We start from the raw sequence: 14957 nt of genomic DNA on the forward strand, positions 1-14957 counted from the left end.
CCGGGCGGAGAGTGTCGTGCCCCGGCGGGCCGTGGCCGGGCGGAGGCTGGCGACCGACGAGCCCGGCCGGGTCCGGGAACGTGACTCGCAGCACGCCGCCGCAGTAATTGGTTGGCGGGACGGTCGGCCCGCCACCTAGCGTCGGTGGGCCATGCGCTTTTCACCGGCCGGGAACCCCGGCGTACCTGACACCCGATCGGCGACCCGCTACCTGGTGTGGCTGGCCGGGCGGCACAAGGTGCTGCTCACCGTCGGCATCCTGCTCGGCATCGTCTGGATGGTCGCCCAGGCGCTGGTGCCGGCGGCCGTCGGCCGGGCCGTCGACGGGCTCACCCGCCGGGACGAGGACGCGCTGCTGACCTGGGGGCTGGCGGTGCTCGGGCTGGGTGTGCTCCAGACTGTCGCCGGGATCCTGCGGCACCGCTGCGCGGTGCACAACTTCCTCGCCGGGGCGTACCGGACGGTGCAGTTGACCGTGGGCGCGGTGAACCGGCTCGGCGCCGCGCTGCCCCGCCGGGTCTCCGCCGGCGAGGTCGTGAGCATCGGCACGGCCGACATCAACCACATCGGTTCGGCCATCGACATCACCGCCCGGGGTGCCGGCGCGGTCGTGGCGATCGTGACCGTGGGGGTGATCATGCTCGACGCCTCCGTGCCGCTCGGTCTGGTCGTGGTGCTCGGCGTGCCGCTGCTGATGGCGGTGGTCGGGCTGCTCATCCGGCCGCTGCACCGGCAGCAGCATGCGTACCGGGACTCGGAGGGGGCGTTGACCGCCCGGGCCGTTGACATCGTCTCCGGGCTGCGGGTGCTGCGCGGCGTCGGCGGTGAGCCGATGCTCTCCGCCCGCTACCGGACACGGTCGCAGACGCTGCGCGCCGACGGCCTGCGGGTGGCCCGGGTCGAGTCGCTGCTGGAGGCGGCCCAGGTGCTGCTGCCGGGTGCGTTCCTGGTGCTGGTCACCTGGCTCGGCGCCCGGTTCGCGCTGCGCGGCGAGATCAGCGCCGGCCAGCTCGTGGCGTTCTACGGCTACACCGCGTTCCTGGTCAGCCCGCTGCGGCAGCTCACCGAGGCGGTGGACAAGCTGACCCGGGGGCACGTCGCCGCCCGGCGGGTGGTGCGACTGCTGCGGCTCGCCCCGGAGCTGGTCGACCCGTCCCGCCCGGCCACCCTGCCGGACGGCCCGGGCGAACTGGTCGACGTGGACTCCGGCGTGACGGTGCGACCGGGCCGGTTCATCGCGCTTGCCGCGACCGCGCCCGAGGACGCGGCGGCGATCGCCGACCGCCTCGGCCGGTACGTCGACTCGGACGCGACGCTGCACGGCGTACCGCTGCGGGACGTGGCGCTGGCGACGGTGCGGCAGCGGATCCTGGTGGCCGACAACGACGCGCACCTGTTCACCGGCCCGCTGCGCACGGAGCTGGACCCGCACGACCGGGCCGGTGACGCGGCGATCGCGGCGGCGCTGGTGGCGGCGAGCGCGACCGACATCGTCGAGGCCCTGCCCTCCGGGCTGGACAGCACGGTCGCCGAGCGCGGTCGGGAGTTCTCCGGCGGGCAGCAGCAGCGGCTGCGGCTGGCCCGGGCTCTGGTCGCCGACCCGGAGACCCTGCTGCTGGTCGAGCCGACCAGCGCCGTGGACGCGCACACCGAGGCCCGGATCGCCGAGCGGCTCGGCGCGGCCCGGACGGGCCGCACCACCCTGGTCTGCACCACCAGCCCGCTCGTGCTGCACCGCGCCGACCAGGTGATCTTCGTGGAGGACGGCAAGGTGGTGGCCGAGGGGTCGCACACGGCACTGCTCGACGACGAGCCGCGCTACCGGGCGACGGTCAACCGGGGGGAGGACTGATGGCCACCGCATTGCCGGTCGCCGACGCGCGCCAGGTGCGTCGCTACGCCCGCACGCTGGTCCGCCGGCACCCGAGGGCGCTCGGGACCGCGCTCGGCCTGCACGCGCTGGCCGCCGCCGCCGGCCTGGTCGCGCCGCGGCTGCTCGGCGACCTGGTCGAGGGGATCTCCCGGGGCACCACCGGCGTCACCGTCGACCGGATCGCCCTGCTGATCGCCGGGTTCGTGCTGGTGCAGTCGGTGCTGGTCCGGTTCGCCCACCTGGCGTCGGCGCGGCTGGGCGAGGGGGTGCTGGCCGAGTTGCGCGAGGAGTTCGTCGACCGGATCCTGGCGTTGCCGCTGGCCACCGTGGAACGGGCCGGCACGGGCGACCTGCTCACCCGGACGTCCCGGGACGTTTCCGCGCTGTCGCGGACGGTCCGGTTCGCAGTGCCGGAGACGCTGGTCGCCGTCGTCACCGGCTGCTTCATCGTCGGCGCGCTGCTCCTGGTCAACCCGCTGCTCGCACTGCCCTGCCTGGTCGCGGTGCCGCTGCTGTGGGCCGGCACCCGCTGGTACCTGCGCCGCGCCCCGGCCGGCTACCTGCGGGAGAACGCCGCCTATTCCGACATCACCGACGGCATCAGCGAGACCGTCGAGGGTTCGCGGACCACGGAGGCACTGCGGCAGCAGGCGCGCCGCCGGGCCCGCAGCGACGCCGACATCCGCCGGTCGTACGCGGCCGAGCGCTACACCCTGCGGCTGCGTACGGTGTTCTTCCCGGTCGCCGAGATCGGCTACGTGCTGCCGGTGGTCGCGACGTTGATCGTCGGCGGCTGGTTCTACCTGAAGGGCTGGGTGAGCCTCGGCGAGGTCACCGCCGCCACCCTCTACGTGCAGCAGCTGATCGACCCGGTGGACCGGCTGCTCTCCTGGCTGGACGAGTTGCAGGTCGGCGGCGCCTCGATGGCCCGCCTGCTCGGGGTGGCCGACGCCGACCCGCCGGCCGGGTTTCCGACCCGGCCCACGTCGTCGGCCCCGGCCGACGCGCCGGGCGCGGGGGACCGGCGGCTCGCCGCCCGGGACGTCCGGTACGCGTACCGGGAGGGCCGGGACGTCCTGCACGGGGTGACCCTGCTGCCGGAGCCGGGGGAGAAGCTGGCCATGGTGGGCCCCTCGGGCGCCGGCAAGTCCACCCTCGGCCGGCTGCTCGCCGGGGTGCACGCGCCCCGCTCCGGCTCGGTCACGGTGGCCGGTCGGCGGCTCGACGAGCTCCCCCTGGCCGAGCTGCGGACACACGTCGCCCTGGTCACCCAGGAGCACCACGTCTTCATCGGCACGCTGCGGGAGAACGTGGCGATGGTGCGACCGGGTGCCGACGAAGCGGCCGTCCGGTCGGCGCTGACCGCCGTCGACGCGCTGGACTGGGCCGACGCGCTGCCGGACGGGCTGGGCACGATCGTCGGCGCCGGCGGGCATCCGCTGTCGCCCGCGCAGGCCCAGCAGTTGGCGCTGGCCCGGCTGGTGCTGGCCGACCCGCACACCCTGGTGCTGGACGAGGCCACCTCCCTGATCGACCCCCGCGCCGCCCGGCACCTGGAACGCTCCCTCGCGGCCGTCCTCCAGGGGCGTACGGTCGTGGCCATCGCGCACCGCCTCTTCTCGGCGCACGACGCCGACCGGGTCGCGGTGGTGGAGGACGGCCGGATCATCGAGCTCGGCTCGCACGACGAACTGGTCGCCGCCGACGGTTCGTACGCGGCCCTCTGGCGTTCCTGGCACACCACCGGCTCCTGACCGCACGGCTGCACCGGCTCCTGACCGCGCCGCGCGGCTGGGCACCGGCTCCTGACCGCGCCGCGCGGCCCCGTTTCGGGATTCGGCGGTGCCGCGTCGCAGCGCCGTACCACGATGGTGGAGCGGCAGGCGACCGGCGCGCACCCGTCACCACGGCGCCGGCCGGTGACGGGGGTGCGACGTGGGTGGTCTCGAACTGATCGTGGTGCTGGTCGTCACGGTGCTGGTCGGCACCACCCTCGGCGGGCGGTACAGCGTGGCGCCCCCGGTCCTGCTCATCACGATGGGCGCGCTGCTCGCGCTCCTGCCGCCGCTGTCCCACGTGGTGCTGGAGCCCGACGTGGTGCTGCTGCTGTTCCTGCCGGCGATCCTCTACAAGGAGAGCATCACCACCAGCCTCCGCGAGATCCGCACCAACCTCCTCGCGATCACGTTGCTCGCGGTGGGACTGGTGGTGGCGACGATGGCCGCGGTGTCGCTCGTCGTGCAGCGGTTCGGCATCGACCCGGCCGCCGCCTGGGTGCTCGGCGCGGTGCTCGCGCCGACCGACGCCGCGGCGGTCGCCGGCCTGGCCAAGCGGATGCCGCGCCGGATCCTGACCACCCTGCACGCGGAGAGCCTGATCAACGACGGCACCGCGTTGGTGCTCTTCTCCGTCGGGCTGGGCCTGATCGTGGGTGGCACCGAGCCGGGGGTGCTCGGGCTGGCCGAGCGGTTCGTCGGCGCGTCGGTCGGCGGCATCGCCGCCGGCCTGCTGGTCGGCGGGGTGGTGATCCTGGTCCGGCGACGCCTCGACGATCCGCTGCGCGAGGGCGCCCTGAGCGTCCTCACGCCGTTCGTGGCCTTCCTCCTCGCCGAGTTCGTGCACGCCAGCGGCGTCCTGGCGGTGGTGGTCGTGGGCCTGATGCTGTCGTACGCCGCCCCCCGGGTCATCCGGGCCCGCTCCCGGGTGCTGGCGTACGGCTTCTGGGACCTCGCCACCTTCCTGATCAACGGGAGCCTGTTCGTGCTCCTCGGGTTGCAGATTCCGCGCGCCCTGCGCGCCGTCACCAGCCTGTCGGTGCAGCGGGCGCTGGTCGTCGGCGTGGTGGCGACCGGCGTGGTCGTGCTGACCCGGATGCTGTGGATCCACCTGGCGGCGTTCGCCTTCCTGGTCGTCGACCGCCGGGCGGCGCAGCAGGACGAGCGGGTCAACTGGCGGGTGCGTACGGCGCTCGGGTGGGCGGGCTTCCGGGGTGCGGTCTCTCTCGCGGCCGCCCTCGCGGTGCCGGTGACCACGCCCACCGGCGCACCCGTGCGCGAGCGTGACCTGATCATCTTCGCCACCGCCGTGGTCATCCTGCTGACGATGCTGATCCAGGGCCCCACGCTGCCCGCCGTCGTCGGGTGGGCGGGTCTGGTCGGCGACTCCCGGCGGCTCGGCGAGCTGCGGCTGGCCCGGACGCGCGCCACCGAGGCGGCACTGGCGGCGCTGCCCGATGTCGCCGACCGGCTCGGTGCCGCACCCGACGCGGTGGACCGGATCCGGGCGGACTACGAGCAGAGCCTCGACGACGTCCGCTCCGCCGACGAGGGCCGGGCGGCGGAGCGGGCCCGGGAGCTCGACCGGCGGCTGCGGCTCGCCGTGCTCGAACACAAGCGACGCGAGATCACCAGGCTGCGGGACTCGAACGAGATCGACGACATCGTCCTGCGGGAGGTGCAGGCCGTCCTCGACATCGAGGAGATCCGGCTGCTGGGGCCGGAGCCCAGCGATTAGTGCCGCCGACCGTCCTGCCCGGGAGATGCCGGGACCCAGGCCGACCGCTGAGCGGACGCCCACCGCCGATACTCACCGTGACGAAGCTGGCAGGGGAGCGTCGACACCACGGACGGTAGTCATCTTCCGCAGAGCAGAGGGGGACTGACGCGCGGCGCGGTTCGGCGCAGACTTCCAGAAGGAACGCGGGTCCAGGAAACGGTCATCGGGTTTCCCGCGGGTGTCGGCCGAGCGGGTAGGACGGGGCAGGACGTGGACCAAGGAACCCGCGACGAGATGCTCGGCCGCCTGGCTGAGGCAGTCGGGTCCGTCACAGTCACACACCCGACGCGGGTCGCCATCGACGGACCGCCCGCCGTAGGCAAGACCACCCTCGCCGACGAGCTGGCTGTCGTCCTACGCGAACAGGGCCGCGATGTCATCCGCGCGACGATCGACGATTTCCTCTTCCTCCGGGCGCACCGCTATCCGCGCGGCGAGTATTCGGCCGAAGGCTGCTACTTCGACACCCACGACTACGACGCGCTGAACCGGGTTCTGCTCGATCCGCTCGGCCCGGGCGGAGATCGACGCTTCCAACACGCGGTCTACGACCGCACCGTGGATACCGCGCTGTCCCCACCGGTCACGACTGCCCCCGCCGACGCCGTGCTGGTCTTCGACGGCGTCTTCCTCATGCGCCCGGAACTGATCGACCGGTGGGACCTGCGCATCTTCGTGTCGACCGCGCTCGAGAAGACCGTGGATCGTGCTGTGATCCGAGAGCGCCGGGTGTCATCCCGGGCCGAAGTCGAACGGCGCTGGCGCGAGCGTTACATCCCCGCCCAACAGTTCTACTTCGCTATGGTCCGCCCGACCGATCACGTCGACATCATCGTGCACAACGACGAGCCCCAGCAGCCGGTCTGGGAGACCCAGACACACTGACCGCACTCAATTCGGAGTCGCTCGTCATGTTCCGGAGGCCGGGTGGGCGGCGGGTGGCCGTCGAGGTTCTTGCGGGCGCGGTCGTAGCGCATGGTGGTGCGGGAGTCGGGTGACCTTGCCACCCTTGCCGCGTACGCCATGCGGCCGGGGCTGTCGTTGGCCGGAGGCTGACAGGCTAGTTTTCTTGGATGAGTCTTCTCGATGACGTCGCGAGGCGTGACAGTTGGCGATGCTGGGTGTGCGACGAGGCGGTCGACGCCGACATGTCGGTGAACGACCCGCGTGGTCCCAGCGTCGACAGCCGTACCGCTGACAAGAAGGCCAAGGTCGCCGAGCGACTCGCGCACCGTGCCTGCAACACCCGCAAGGGCGCGGTCAAGGTGGTCATCGCCTGGCCGGACCATCTGCACGTGGTGGAGCCCGCGCCACTGATCACCGTCGCCGAGCGCCTCGAACGCAAGGGTGGCCGCGAGCTGGTCGCCCGCTGCCCGAGCAAGAAGGACGCCCAGGAGGCGGCGGACTGGCTGGTCGACCGGTTCTCCCGGCTGGTGCCCGGACTGCCGGTGACCGCAAGCGTCGACGCGGGCGGCGGACAGTACCTCGTCGCCCTGGCCACCGGCCGCCGCTGACCGGTGGCCCTGGTCGGTGGGCCGGGAGAACGGTACGCCTGACCTTCGGCGACGCCCAGCCACGGGGAGAGGCAATGCGCCCGGCAGCTATCCGAACGCATTGACATCGGCGGGTCGCGCACCGGCCGTCTCCAGCCGGTGGCGTCGGCGGCGATCAGTTTCCTGATCAGAAGGGGGGTGCGTCCTCGCCCATCAACGCCAGCACGACGCCGCCCTTCCCGCTCTTGAGGCCCTGGACCACGACCTTGCCGGTGCTGCCGTCGGGCAACTCCAACGTGAAGGTCTTCCCGACCGCGTTCTTGGGGCCATTGCCGGCGCTGTTGGCGGGTCGGAAGTCGCCTGCCCACGGCGGGGTCCCACCCTTGCGGGCGGGCTCGGCGAAGAGTGCGGCGGTGCCAGGGGTCCTGGTGCCGTCCGAGGAGAGAAGCACTGAGGCGCTGCGATAGGTAGCCATATGCGCCAAGGCTATCCCGGACTGCGCTCGTTCGCGCCATGACAACTTTCCGTAACGCGAACGGCCGCGTGGGGGAGCGACCTTGATCTGCTCTCACCCCTTGGGTCGACCGTGCGTTGGCCGCGGTCCGGGCTGGACCCGGTCGCCGAACCTGTAGCTTCGGCGGCCAACAGACCGCCGGCTCGGCCGACGTCTCGCCACCGCGTCCGGACCTGCCCGCACCAGGCCCAGCGGCCTCGCAGATTGTCGGCGCGCACGATCGGTGGCATGAGAGGACGTCGCACTCCTCGTCGAGGAGCTTCTCTCGAAGAGTGTCTGCGTGCCCGCATTGCTGGGTGAGTTGGCGCTGCCGGCGTTAGCCGTAGTTGCGGCCGGCCAGTTCGATGAGGGCGAGCAGCGTGTCGTGGCAGTCCTCGGCGTTCATCATCACGGCGACCGCTGTGCCCGACACCGGCCAGGCAAACGAGAAGCAGCTGTAGCCGGTGTTCTGCCCGGTATGCCCGAAGCGCCCGGCGCCAAGTTCGGTGCCAAGACCAAACCCGCCGGGCACCTGCGGGGTCAGCATCTGTGCGGCCAGATCCTGCGGCAGTAGCGCGGATTCGCCGGCGGCGGCACGGCCGATCTCCAGCTCCAGCCGCACCAGGTCCGCCGGGGTACTCCACAGCCCAGCGCCGGCCATCTCCGGCTGCGTATGCCAGCCGCCGTGCACGGGGGTGCCGCCACAGTGGCCGCGGGCCGCACGGTCCCGGTGTTCGTTCGGGAAGTGCTGGTCATAGCTGCTGTCCGCCATGCCCACCGGTTCTAGCACGAGCGTCGCCATCAGCTTGTCGAACGGCGTCGAAGTCACGTCGGTCAGGAGCTGCTCAAGAACGGCGTAGTGGCTGCCTGAATAACGGAATTCAGTGCCCGGCGGCAGCTCGCGCCGGACCCTGGGCGTGTTGGCCGGTGGCTCACCCCGCAGGATCTGCTGCAGTGATGGCACGAGCTTGCCTGCGGCGTACCCGGGGAACCAGTTCTTGGTCAGGCCTGCGGTGTGGGCCAAGAGTTGGCGTACGGTTACCGTACCGGTTCCGGGCAGCTGCCAGGCGGACAGGTAGGCGTTGACGTCGGTGTCGAGATCGAGGGTCGCGTCGGCGACCAGCCGCAGCGTGCCGAACGCGGCGACGTGCTTGCTGATCGAGCACGCCGGGAACAGCAGGTCGTGACCGGCAGTCCAGACGTCACCGTCGAGCCCGCCGACCGCGACCCCGATTTCGGAAACGCGGTCGGTACCCGGAACCAGGTCCTGCCACTCCTCTTCGAATCCCATGACTCCCGAGTATGCCGTGGCCGGACCACGCTGATGAGTTTCAGCAGCCGGGCCACCGCCTGGCCGCAGCCGCCACGGGAGGACGGCGAACTCTCTGAGAGACCGGTTACCGCTGGCTGCGCGCCGTACTTTCTGCCACAAGGCGCGGGACGGTGGAGCCGCCGATCAACAATGGAATGGCCTGCACCGCTTCGCGGCAGAAGCGAGCGGTGGCCTCCGGTCGGCTCGATGCCGGGCTGGTGTACTCGTCCCAACATCCGCCCGACGCTCTACTGTCGGGGTGCATGCCAGGACGGAGAACATCGCCCGGACGACGGCATGAGCGGGTAGCTGGTCGGCAGTGAGTCGGGGATGGTTGTCGCCGGTGCGTTGGGACGTTGGCGCCGGTGACGCGAACGCGACGTCCGATCACCGCCGGACGGTTGGCCTCTGGTCGGCCAGGCTTGCCGTCATGAACAAAGCACTTGACGGCAAGGTCGCTCTGGTCACCGGTGGTGGTCGTGGCATCGGCGCGGCGGTGGCGTTACGCCTGGCCGAGGAAGGCGCCGATGTGGCGCTGACGTTCCAACAGAATCAACCGCGCGCCGACGACGTGGTAAACCGGATCAAGGCTGCGGGACGGCGGGCCATCGCCGTGCAGGCGGACAGCGCCGACCCGGCGGCGGTGCTCACCGCGGTGGACCGGGCCGCCGGTGAGCTGGGTCGATTGGACATCCTGATCAACAATGCCGGCGCGTTCCTGCTCGGCCCTCTCGAGCAACTGACGATGGACCAGTTCGAACAGACCGTCGCGGTCAACGTCCGGGCACCGTTCGTCGCCTCACAGGCCGCGGCACGCCACATGTCGGCCGGTGGCCGGATCATCAACATCGGCAGCAACGTGGCCGAACGCGCGGTCTTTCCGGGCTTCTCGCTCTACGCGATGAGCAAGACCGCCCTGATCGGCCTGACCAAAGCGCTCGGACGCGAACTCGGCGGCAGGGCGATCACCGTGAACCTGGTGAACCCAGGCGCCACCGACACCGAGCTGAACCCCGCCGACGGCCCGAACGCCGACACGATCAACGGATTCACCGCCCTCGGCCACTACGCGCAGCCATCGGACGTGGCCGCCACGGTCGCATTCCTCGCCGGACCGGACGGACGCTACATCACCGGCGCAACGGTCAACGTCGACGGCGGCTTCGCTATCTGATCATCGCCCCACCCATCCTCTCGCACCACCACGGCCCGTCCCCACCCGTCTCGCCGGGGACGGGCCGTACCTCCGCCGAGCCCCGGCTGGCCGTCCTGGAGGATGCGGCGGTTACGGCCAGACGGATCCGCGTCCATCTGATGCCGTGACCACGATCAGGTCCAGCAGGTCGACGACGACGCGACCAGGATGATGTGCGACAGCCCAACAGTGCCGGACCTGTACGTGATGTCCCGTATCCCGCCCGCTCTGCGGCTAGAGGATGTCCGGGGCTTCAGCCGCGGCTGGCGTACAGATGCACGGTGACGGCGTCGGGTGCCACCGGATGGCCCTGCTGTCACCCTGCGTAGTCACCGAGTCCGCCCCGGCCGGGGCGGTCCGGGTCAGCCGGCGTCGAGCGGGTCGGCGAGCAGGCGTTCGAAGGCCAGCTCGGCGGCGCCGATCAGCGCCGCGTCGTCGCCGAGTTTCGGGGTGCGCAGCCGGACGTGTTCCAGGCAGGCGGGCAGGGCGACCGAGTTGAGCCGGCTGCGCACCTGGGCCGCCGACGCGAGGTAGAGGTCCCGCAGGCCGCCGCCGAAGATCACCATCTCGGGGTTGAAGATGTTCACCAGGTTGGCCACCCCGAAGCCGAGCCAGTCGCCGGCCTGGCGTACCGCCGTCTGGGCCCGCAGGTCGCCCCGGTCGGCGGCGTCGAAGACGGCCAGCAGCGCGTCGCGGCCCCGGGCGTCGGAGCGGCCGGCCGCGCGGAGCAGCGCGTGCTCGCCGATCTCGGTCTCCCAGCAGCCCCGGGAGCCGCACTCGCAGGGCGCGCCGTCCCGGACGACGACCATGTGGCCGACCTCGCCGCCGTAGCCGCCGTGCCCGGTCAGCCGCCGCCCACCGGCGATGATGCCGGCGCCGACACCCACGTCGCCGTACAGGTAGATGACGTTGTCACAGCCGGCCGCCGCGCCCCGGGCGTGCTCGGCGAAGGCCGCCACGTCGGCCACGTTGCCGACCGTGACGGGCACCTCGCAGCCCAGCTCGGCGCCGAGCGCCGCGCCGATCGGCTCGTCCACCCACCCGGTGGTCGGCCCCAGCCGGACCAGCCCGTCGTCGCGGCGCACCATGCCGCAGACCGCGACACCCGCGCCGACGCAGACGGCGTCCGCCGGCACGGCCTGCTGCATCTCCTTGACCGCCCCGGCCAGCAGCGGGGCGGCCTCCGCGGCGGTCAGGCCCCGGGGGCGGTCCAGCTCCCGGCGGTCGAGCACCGCACCGCCGAGACCGATCCGCGCGGCCCGCAGCCGGTCCACCTCGATGCTGTACGCGTACGCGTGCACCCGGTCCGACTCGGGCCGGACGACCAGCGACGGTCGCCCGGCCCGGCCGGTCTCCTTCGGTGTCCCCTCGCTGACCAGCCCCGCGCCGGCCAGGTCGGCGGTCAGCGCGCCGATGGTGCTGCGGTTGAGCCCGAGCGTGGTGGTGAGTTCGGCCCGGGTGGTGGCCCCGTGCACGTGCACGTACCGCAGCAGCGCGCCCAGGTTCTGCCGACGGATGTCGTCCTGGCTCGGTCCCGCGCGCATCGCTGTCGTCACTTCCGGTGCCGGTGCTCAGCGGTTGCCGGTGGCGGTGGAACGCCGGCGGGAGAACGCGTCCACGCTCGCGGCGAGCAGCAGTACCACGCCGGTGACCACGTACTTCACCCCCGAGCTGTATCCCATCAGGCCCATCCCGTTGTCGATGACCGCGACGACCGCGCCACCGAGGACGGCGTCGAGCACCCGGCCCTTGCCGCCGAAGAGGCTGGTGCCTCCGATGACCGCCGCGCCGACCGCGTAGAGCAGTACGTTACTGCCACCCGTGTTGGGGTCCACCGAGTTGGCCCGGCTGGCGGCGACGATGCCGCCGACGGCCGCCATCGAGGAACAGATCACGAAGACCGAGATGCGGATCCGGTCCACGTCGATGCCCGCCCGGCGGGCCGCCTCCTTGTTGCCGCCGACGGCGTACACGTGCCGGCCGTAGCTGGTGCGCTGGAGCACGAAGGTCCAGAAGACCAGCAGCACCGCGATGATCGGCACCACGATCGGCACACCCTTGAGGGAGCTGATCACGATGTTGCGGCTGCGCTCCAGGTTGAGGATGAAGACCGCCGCGCCGAGGATGAGCGCCAGCCCGCCGATCCGGGCGAAAACCACCGCGATCGGGTCGGTGACCAGGCCCCGGGCGGCCCGGGTACGGTGCCGGAGCAGTTGCACGGCCGCGTAGCCGGCGACGGCCACGGCGGCCAGCAGCCAGCCGAGGACGGGGGAGAGGTTGCGGTTGGCGATGGCCACCAGCACCTCGTCCCGGACCGAGATGTTGGTGCCCTCCTCCATCAGCATCAGCACGATGCCCTGGAAGGCGAGGAACCCGGCGAGGGTCACCACGAAGGACGGGATGCCGATCTTCGCGACCAGGAAGCCGAGGCTGGTGCCGATCGCCACGCCGGTGACGATCGCGGCGAGCACGGCCACGTACCAGGGGTAGCCGAGCACGGTGACGACGTTGGCGAGGACGGCGGCGCAGACCCCGCTGGCGAAGCCGGCGGAGAGGTCGATCTCGCCGAGCAGCAGGACGAAGACCAACCCCATCGCGATCAGGGTGACCGCGGCGCCCTGGGTGAACAGGTTGGCGAAGTTGCCGGCGGTGAGGAACGACGGCCGCATGATCGAGAAGACCGTGCAGAGCACGACCAGGCCGAGTACGGCGGGCAGCGCGCCGATGTCGCCGCCGCGTACCCGGCTGACGTAGTTGCGGACGTGGCTGCCGAGGGTGGGCGGCGGTGTGCCGGCCCCCGGGCCGTCCTTGTGCACGACGGTGGTGGTCATCGGACGCCTCCTGGGTTGCTGTCGGCCGGCTCCGCGCCGTGTCCGTTGCCGCCGTTGGCCGGTTCGGCGGCGAGCCCGAGCCCGCCGGAGCGGCCGGCGGTGATCAGTTCGACCACCTGCGAGTGGGTGATGTCGGTGGTCTTCACCTGGGCGACCATCTGGCCGAGGTAGAGCGCGGCGATCCGGTCGGAGACGGCGAAGACGTCGTTCATGTTGTGCGAGATGAGCACGACGGCCAGGCCGTTGTCGGCGAGCCGGCGGACCAGTTCGAGCACCTGGGCGGTCTGCGCGACGCCGAGCGCGGCGGTCGGCTCGTCGAGGATGACGAGCCTGCTGTTCCAGAGCACCGCCTTGGCGATCGCCACGGTCTGGCGCTGGCCGCCGGAGAGGCTGGAGACGTGCTGCCGCAGCGACTTCACGGTGCGTACGCTCAGCCCGGCGAGGGTGTCGGCGGCCATCTGCTCCATGGTCGGCTCGTCGAGCACGATGCCGCTGTGCTTCTCCCGGCCGAGGAACATGTTCTGCACGATGTCGAGGTTGTCGCAGAGCGCGAGGTCCTGGTAGACGACCTCGATGCCGAGCGCGGCGGCGTCGCGGGGGCTGTTGATGTTGACCGGCCGACCGTCGAAGAGAAACTCACCGGCGTCGGTGGGGTAGATGCCACTGATGCACTTGACGAGGGTCGACTTGCCGGCGCCGTTGTCGCCGACCAGCGCGGTCACCTCGCCCGGGTGGGCGGCGAACGCGACGTCGCGCAGGACCTGGACGGGACCGAAGCTCTTGTCGATCCCGCGTAGTTCCAGCAGGGGGGTTGCGGACACGGGGGTCTCCTTCAGGTGGAGGGAAGGTCTCGGATCCCGTCCGGCGCGAGCCGCCGCCCGGCACAGGGTCCGTGCCGGGCGGCGTGCGCGTGGATCGGATACGGGTCAGCTGATGCCGGCGTCGGCGCAGAGCTTGGCGTACGCCCCGCCGCAGACCTCGTCCTTGGTGACGAAGCCGTCGGCGATGACGTCCTTGACGTTCTCCTTGTAGATCGGCTTCGGGGTCAGCAGCACCGCCGGGACGTCCCGGCCACCCTCCGGGTCCTTGACCGTCTGAGGGGTCTCCTTCTTCTCACCCTTCGCCACCGCGATGGCCAGGTCCGAGGCGGCCTTCGCCTCCTCCCGGATCGCCTTGTAGACGGTCATGCACTGGTCGCCGGCGAGGATGTTCTGCAGGCCCTGCGGGGTGGCGTCCTGGCCGGTCACCGGGACCTTGCCGTTGAGCTTGTTCTTCTTCAGCACCGAGATGGCCGCGTTGCCGAGACCGTCGTTGGCGGAGAGCACGCCGTCGATCTTGCCGCCGGTCTGGGTCAGCATCTGCTCGAAGATGGTGGCGGCCTGGGCGTTGTCCCACTCCGGAACGTTCTGGTCCGGGCCCTTGGCGTACTCCTTCGAGTCGAACTTCGGCTTGAGCACCGAGTCGTACCCGTTCTTGAACAGGGTGGCGTTGTTGTCGGTCGGGGAGCCGTTGAGGTACGCCACGACCGGGCTCTTGACGCCCTTGTCGGTCAGGCACTTGCTCAGGCCCTCGCCCTGGAGCTTGCCGACGGCCTCGTTGTCGAAGCTGACGTAGTAGGTGGCCGAGCCACCCAGCGTGAGCCGGTCGTAGTCGATGGTCGCCACGCCCTGCGACTTGGCCTTGTCGAGCACGGCCTTGCCGGTGCCGGAGTCCAGGTTCACGATCATCAGGGCGGTCACGCCGTTGGTGATCATCTGGTCGGCGATGGTCTGGAACGCGCTCTTGTCGCCCAGGGCGTTCTGGATGTCGTACTGGACGCCGGCAGCCTTGAACGCCTCCTCCAGGAACTTGCGGTCCGCGCCCTCCCAGCGGGCGGAGGACTTGCTGTCCGGCAGGATCACGCCGATCTTCGGGGCCTTGTCGCTGCCGCCGGCCTGGTCACCGCTGCCGGACTCGTCGCCGCAGGCGGCCATGCTGCCGGTGGCGAGCAGGCCCACGGCGGCGAAGGTGAGGAAGCCCTTGCGCATGTGCAGGGTCCTTTCGGGGGGTGGGGGATGAAGTTTGGTTTGTTGTGTCCGGCAACGTATTCCGCGTCACGCTTCAGGCACAAGAGTGCCGAGGTGGCGAGTTTGTTGTCGGCAGTAACAATTCAGCAACGTCCCTGACACCTCGCCCGCCGTCCACGCGGGAGCGCTCTCCCGTCAG

12 protein-coding genes are annotated in these 14957 nt (G+C 71.4%); 6 read left to right on the forward strand and 6 right to left on the reverse strand.

Annotated features, from left to right (window positions below; translation table 11 throughout):
* Positions 1-151: 151 nt before the first annotated feature.
* From GA0070608_RS13785 to GA0070608_RS13805, 5 genes are all read left to right on the forward strand, one after another.
* Positions 152-1852, forward strand: a complete 1701-nt coding sequence (locus tag GA0070608_RS13785) for an ABC transporter ATP-binding protein (RefSeq protein ID WP_091627868.1) — start codon at positions 152-154, stop codon at positions 1850-1852.
* Positions 1852-3627 (forward strand): ABC transporter ATP-binding protein, encoded by a 1776-nt coding sequence (locus tag GA0070608_RS13790; protein ID WP_091627870.1) that lies wholly within the window; start codon positions 1852-1854, stop codon positions 3625-3627. Before GA0070608_RS13785 ends, GA0070608_RS13790 begins: the two co-directional genes overlap by 1 nt.
* A 181-nt stretch (positions 3628-3808) precedes the next feature.
* On the forward strand, positions 3809-5386 hold the full coding sequence (locus GA0070608_RS13795; RefSeq protein ID WP_091627873.1) for a Na+/H+ antiporter: 1578 nt from the start codon (positions 3809-3811) through the stop codon (positions 5384-5386).
* A 252-nt stretch (positions 5387-5638) separates the two neighbouring features.
* Entirely contained in the window at positions 5639-6313 is a 675-nt protein-coding gene (locus GA0070608_RS13800; protein WP_091627875.1) for a nucleoside/nucleotide kinase family protein, read from the forward strand.
* A 188-nt stretch (positions 6314-6501) separates the two neighbouring features.
* The gene (locus GA0070608_RS13805) at positions 6502-6942 is read left to right on the forward strand and encodes a hypothetical protein (RefSeq protein ID WP_091627877.1); all 441 of its coding nucleotides are present in this window, start codon (positions 6502-6504) and stop codon (positions 6940-6942) included.
* Between the two features lie 166 nt (positions 6943-7108).
* Here the strand turns inward: GA0070608_RS13805 and GA0070608_RS13810 are convergent, their stop codons facing one another.
* Together GA0070608_RS13810 and GA0070608_RS13815 are read right to left on the reverse strand one after the other, a co-directional pair.
* Positions 7109-7396: a hypothetical protein gene (locus GA0070608_RS13810; protein WP_225851988.1), complete on the reverse strand. Its 288-nt coding sequence runs from the start codon at positions 7394-7396 to the stop codon at positions 7109-7111.
* Between the two features lie 355 nt (positions 7397-7751).
* Entirely contained in the window at positions 7752-8705 is a 954-nt protein-coding gene (locus GA0070608_RS13815; protein ID WP_091627879.1) for a serine hydrolase domain-containing protein, read from the reverse strand.
* Positions 8706-9156: 451 nt separating this feature from the next.
* Here GA0070608_RS13815 and GA0070608_RS13820 point away from each other — a divergent pair, with 451 nt between their 5' ends.
* On the forward strand, positions 9157-9900 hold the full coding sequence (locus tag GA0070608_RS13820; RefSeq protein ID WP_091627881.1) for an SDR family NAD(P)-dependent oxidoreductase: 744 nt from the start codon (positions 9157-9159) through the stop codon (positions 9898-9900).
* 383 nt (positions 9901-10283) lie between these two features.
* Here GA0070608_RS13820 and GA0070608_RS13825 read toward each other — a convergent pair whose 3' ends face one another.
* From GA0070608_RS13825 to GA0070608_RS13840, 4 genes are all read right to left on the reverse strand, one after another.
* Positions 10284-11465 carry an ROK family protein gene (locus tag GA0070608_RS13825; protein WP_091627886.1) on the reverse strand — a complete coding sequence of 394 codons (1182 nt, stop codon included), beginning with the start codon at positions 11463-11465 and terminating at the stop codon, positions 10284-10286.
* Between the two features lie 27 nt (positions 11466-11492).
* Complete coding sequence (locus GA0070608_RS13830; RefSeq protein WP_091627891.1) at positions 11493-12752, reverse strand: sugar ABC transporter permease; 1260 nt, start codon at positions 12750-12752, stop codon at positions 11493-11495.
* Positions 12749-13573 carry an ATP-binding cassette domain-containing protein gene (locus GA0070608_RS13835; protein ID WP_091627893.1) on the reverse strand — a complete coding sequence of 275 codons (825 nt, stop codon included), beginning with the start codon at positions 13571-13573 and terminating at the stop codon, positions 12749-12751. Before GA0070608_RS13835 ends, GA0070608_RS13830 begins: the two co-directional genes overlap by 4 nt.
* Positions 13574-13678: 105 nt before the next feature.
* Complete coding sequence (locus tag GA0070608_RS13840; RefSeq protein ID WP_091627895.1) at positions 13679-14779, reverse strand: sugar ABC transporter substrate-binding protein; 1101 nt, start codon at positions 14777-14779, stop codon at positions 13679-13681.
* Positions 14780-14957: the final 178 nt, after the last annotated feature.

The sequence above is a fragment of the Micromonospora peucetia genome (assembly GCF_900091625.1).
Lineage (GTDB): Bacteria > Actinomycetota > Actinomycetes > Mycobacteriales > Micromonosporaceae > Micromonospora > Micromonospora peucetia.

What these genes read in the sequence shown, in the direction of transcription:
- GA0070608_RS13785 (WP_091627868.1), top strand. Translation starts at nt 152, where the DNA reads ATGCGCTTTTCACCGGCCGGGAACCCCGGCGTACCTGACACCCGATCG.
- GA0070608_RS13790 (WP_091627870.1), top strand. Translation starts at nt 1,852, where the DNA reads ATGGCCACCGCATTGCCGGTCGCCGACGCGCGCCAGGTGCGTCGCTAC.
- GA0070608_RS13805 (WP_091627877.1), top strand. Translation starts at nt 6,502, where the DNA reads ATGAGTCTTCTCGATGACGTCGCGAGGCGTGACAGTTGGCGATGCTGG.
- GA0070608_RS13810 (WP_225851988.1), bottom strand. Translation starts at nt 7,396, where the DNA reads ATGGCTACCTATCGCAGCGCCTCAGTGCTTCTCTCCTCGGACGGCACC.
- GA0070608_RS13815 (WP_091627879.1), bottom strand. Translation starts at nt 8,705, where the DNA reads ATGGGATTCGAAGAGGAGTGGCAGGACCTGGTTCCGGGTACCGACCGC.
- GA0070608_RS13820 (WP_091627881.1), top strand. Translation starts at nt 9,157, where the DNA reads ATGAACAAAGCACTTGACGGCAAGGTCGCTCTGGTCACCGGTGGTGGT.
- GA0070608_RS13825 (WP_091627886.1), bottom strand. Translation starts at nt 11,465, where the DNA reads ATGCGCGCGGGACCGAGCCAGGACGACATCCGTCGGCAGAACCTGGGC.
- GA0070608_RS13830 (WP_091627891.1), bottom strand. Translation starts at nt 12,752, where the DNA reads ATGACCACCACCGTCGTGCACAAGGACGGCCCGGGGGCCGGCACACCG.
- GA0070608_RS13840 (WP_091627895.1), bottom strand. Translation starts at nt 14,779, where the DNA reads ATGCGCAAGGGCTTCCTCACCTTCGCCGCCGTGGGCCTGCTCGCCACC.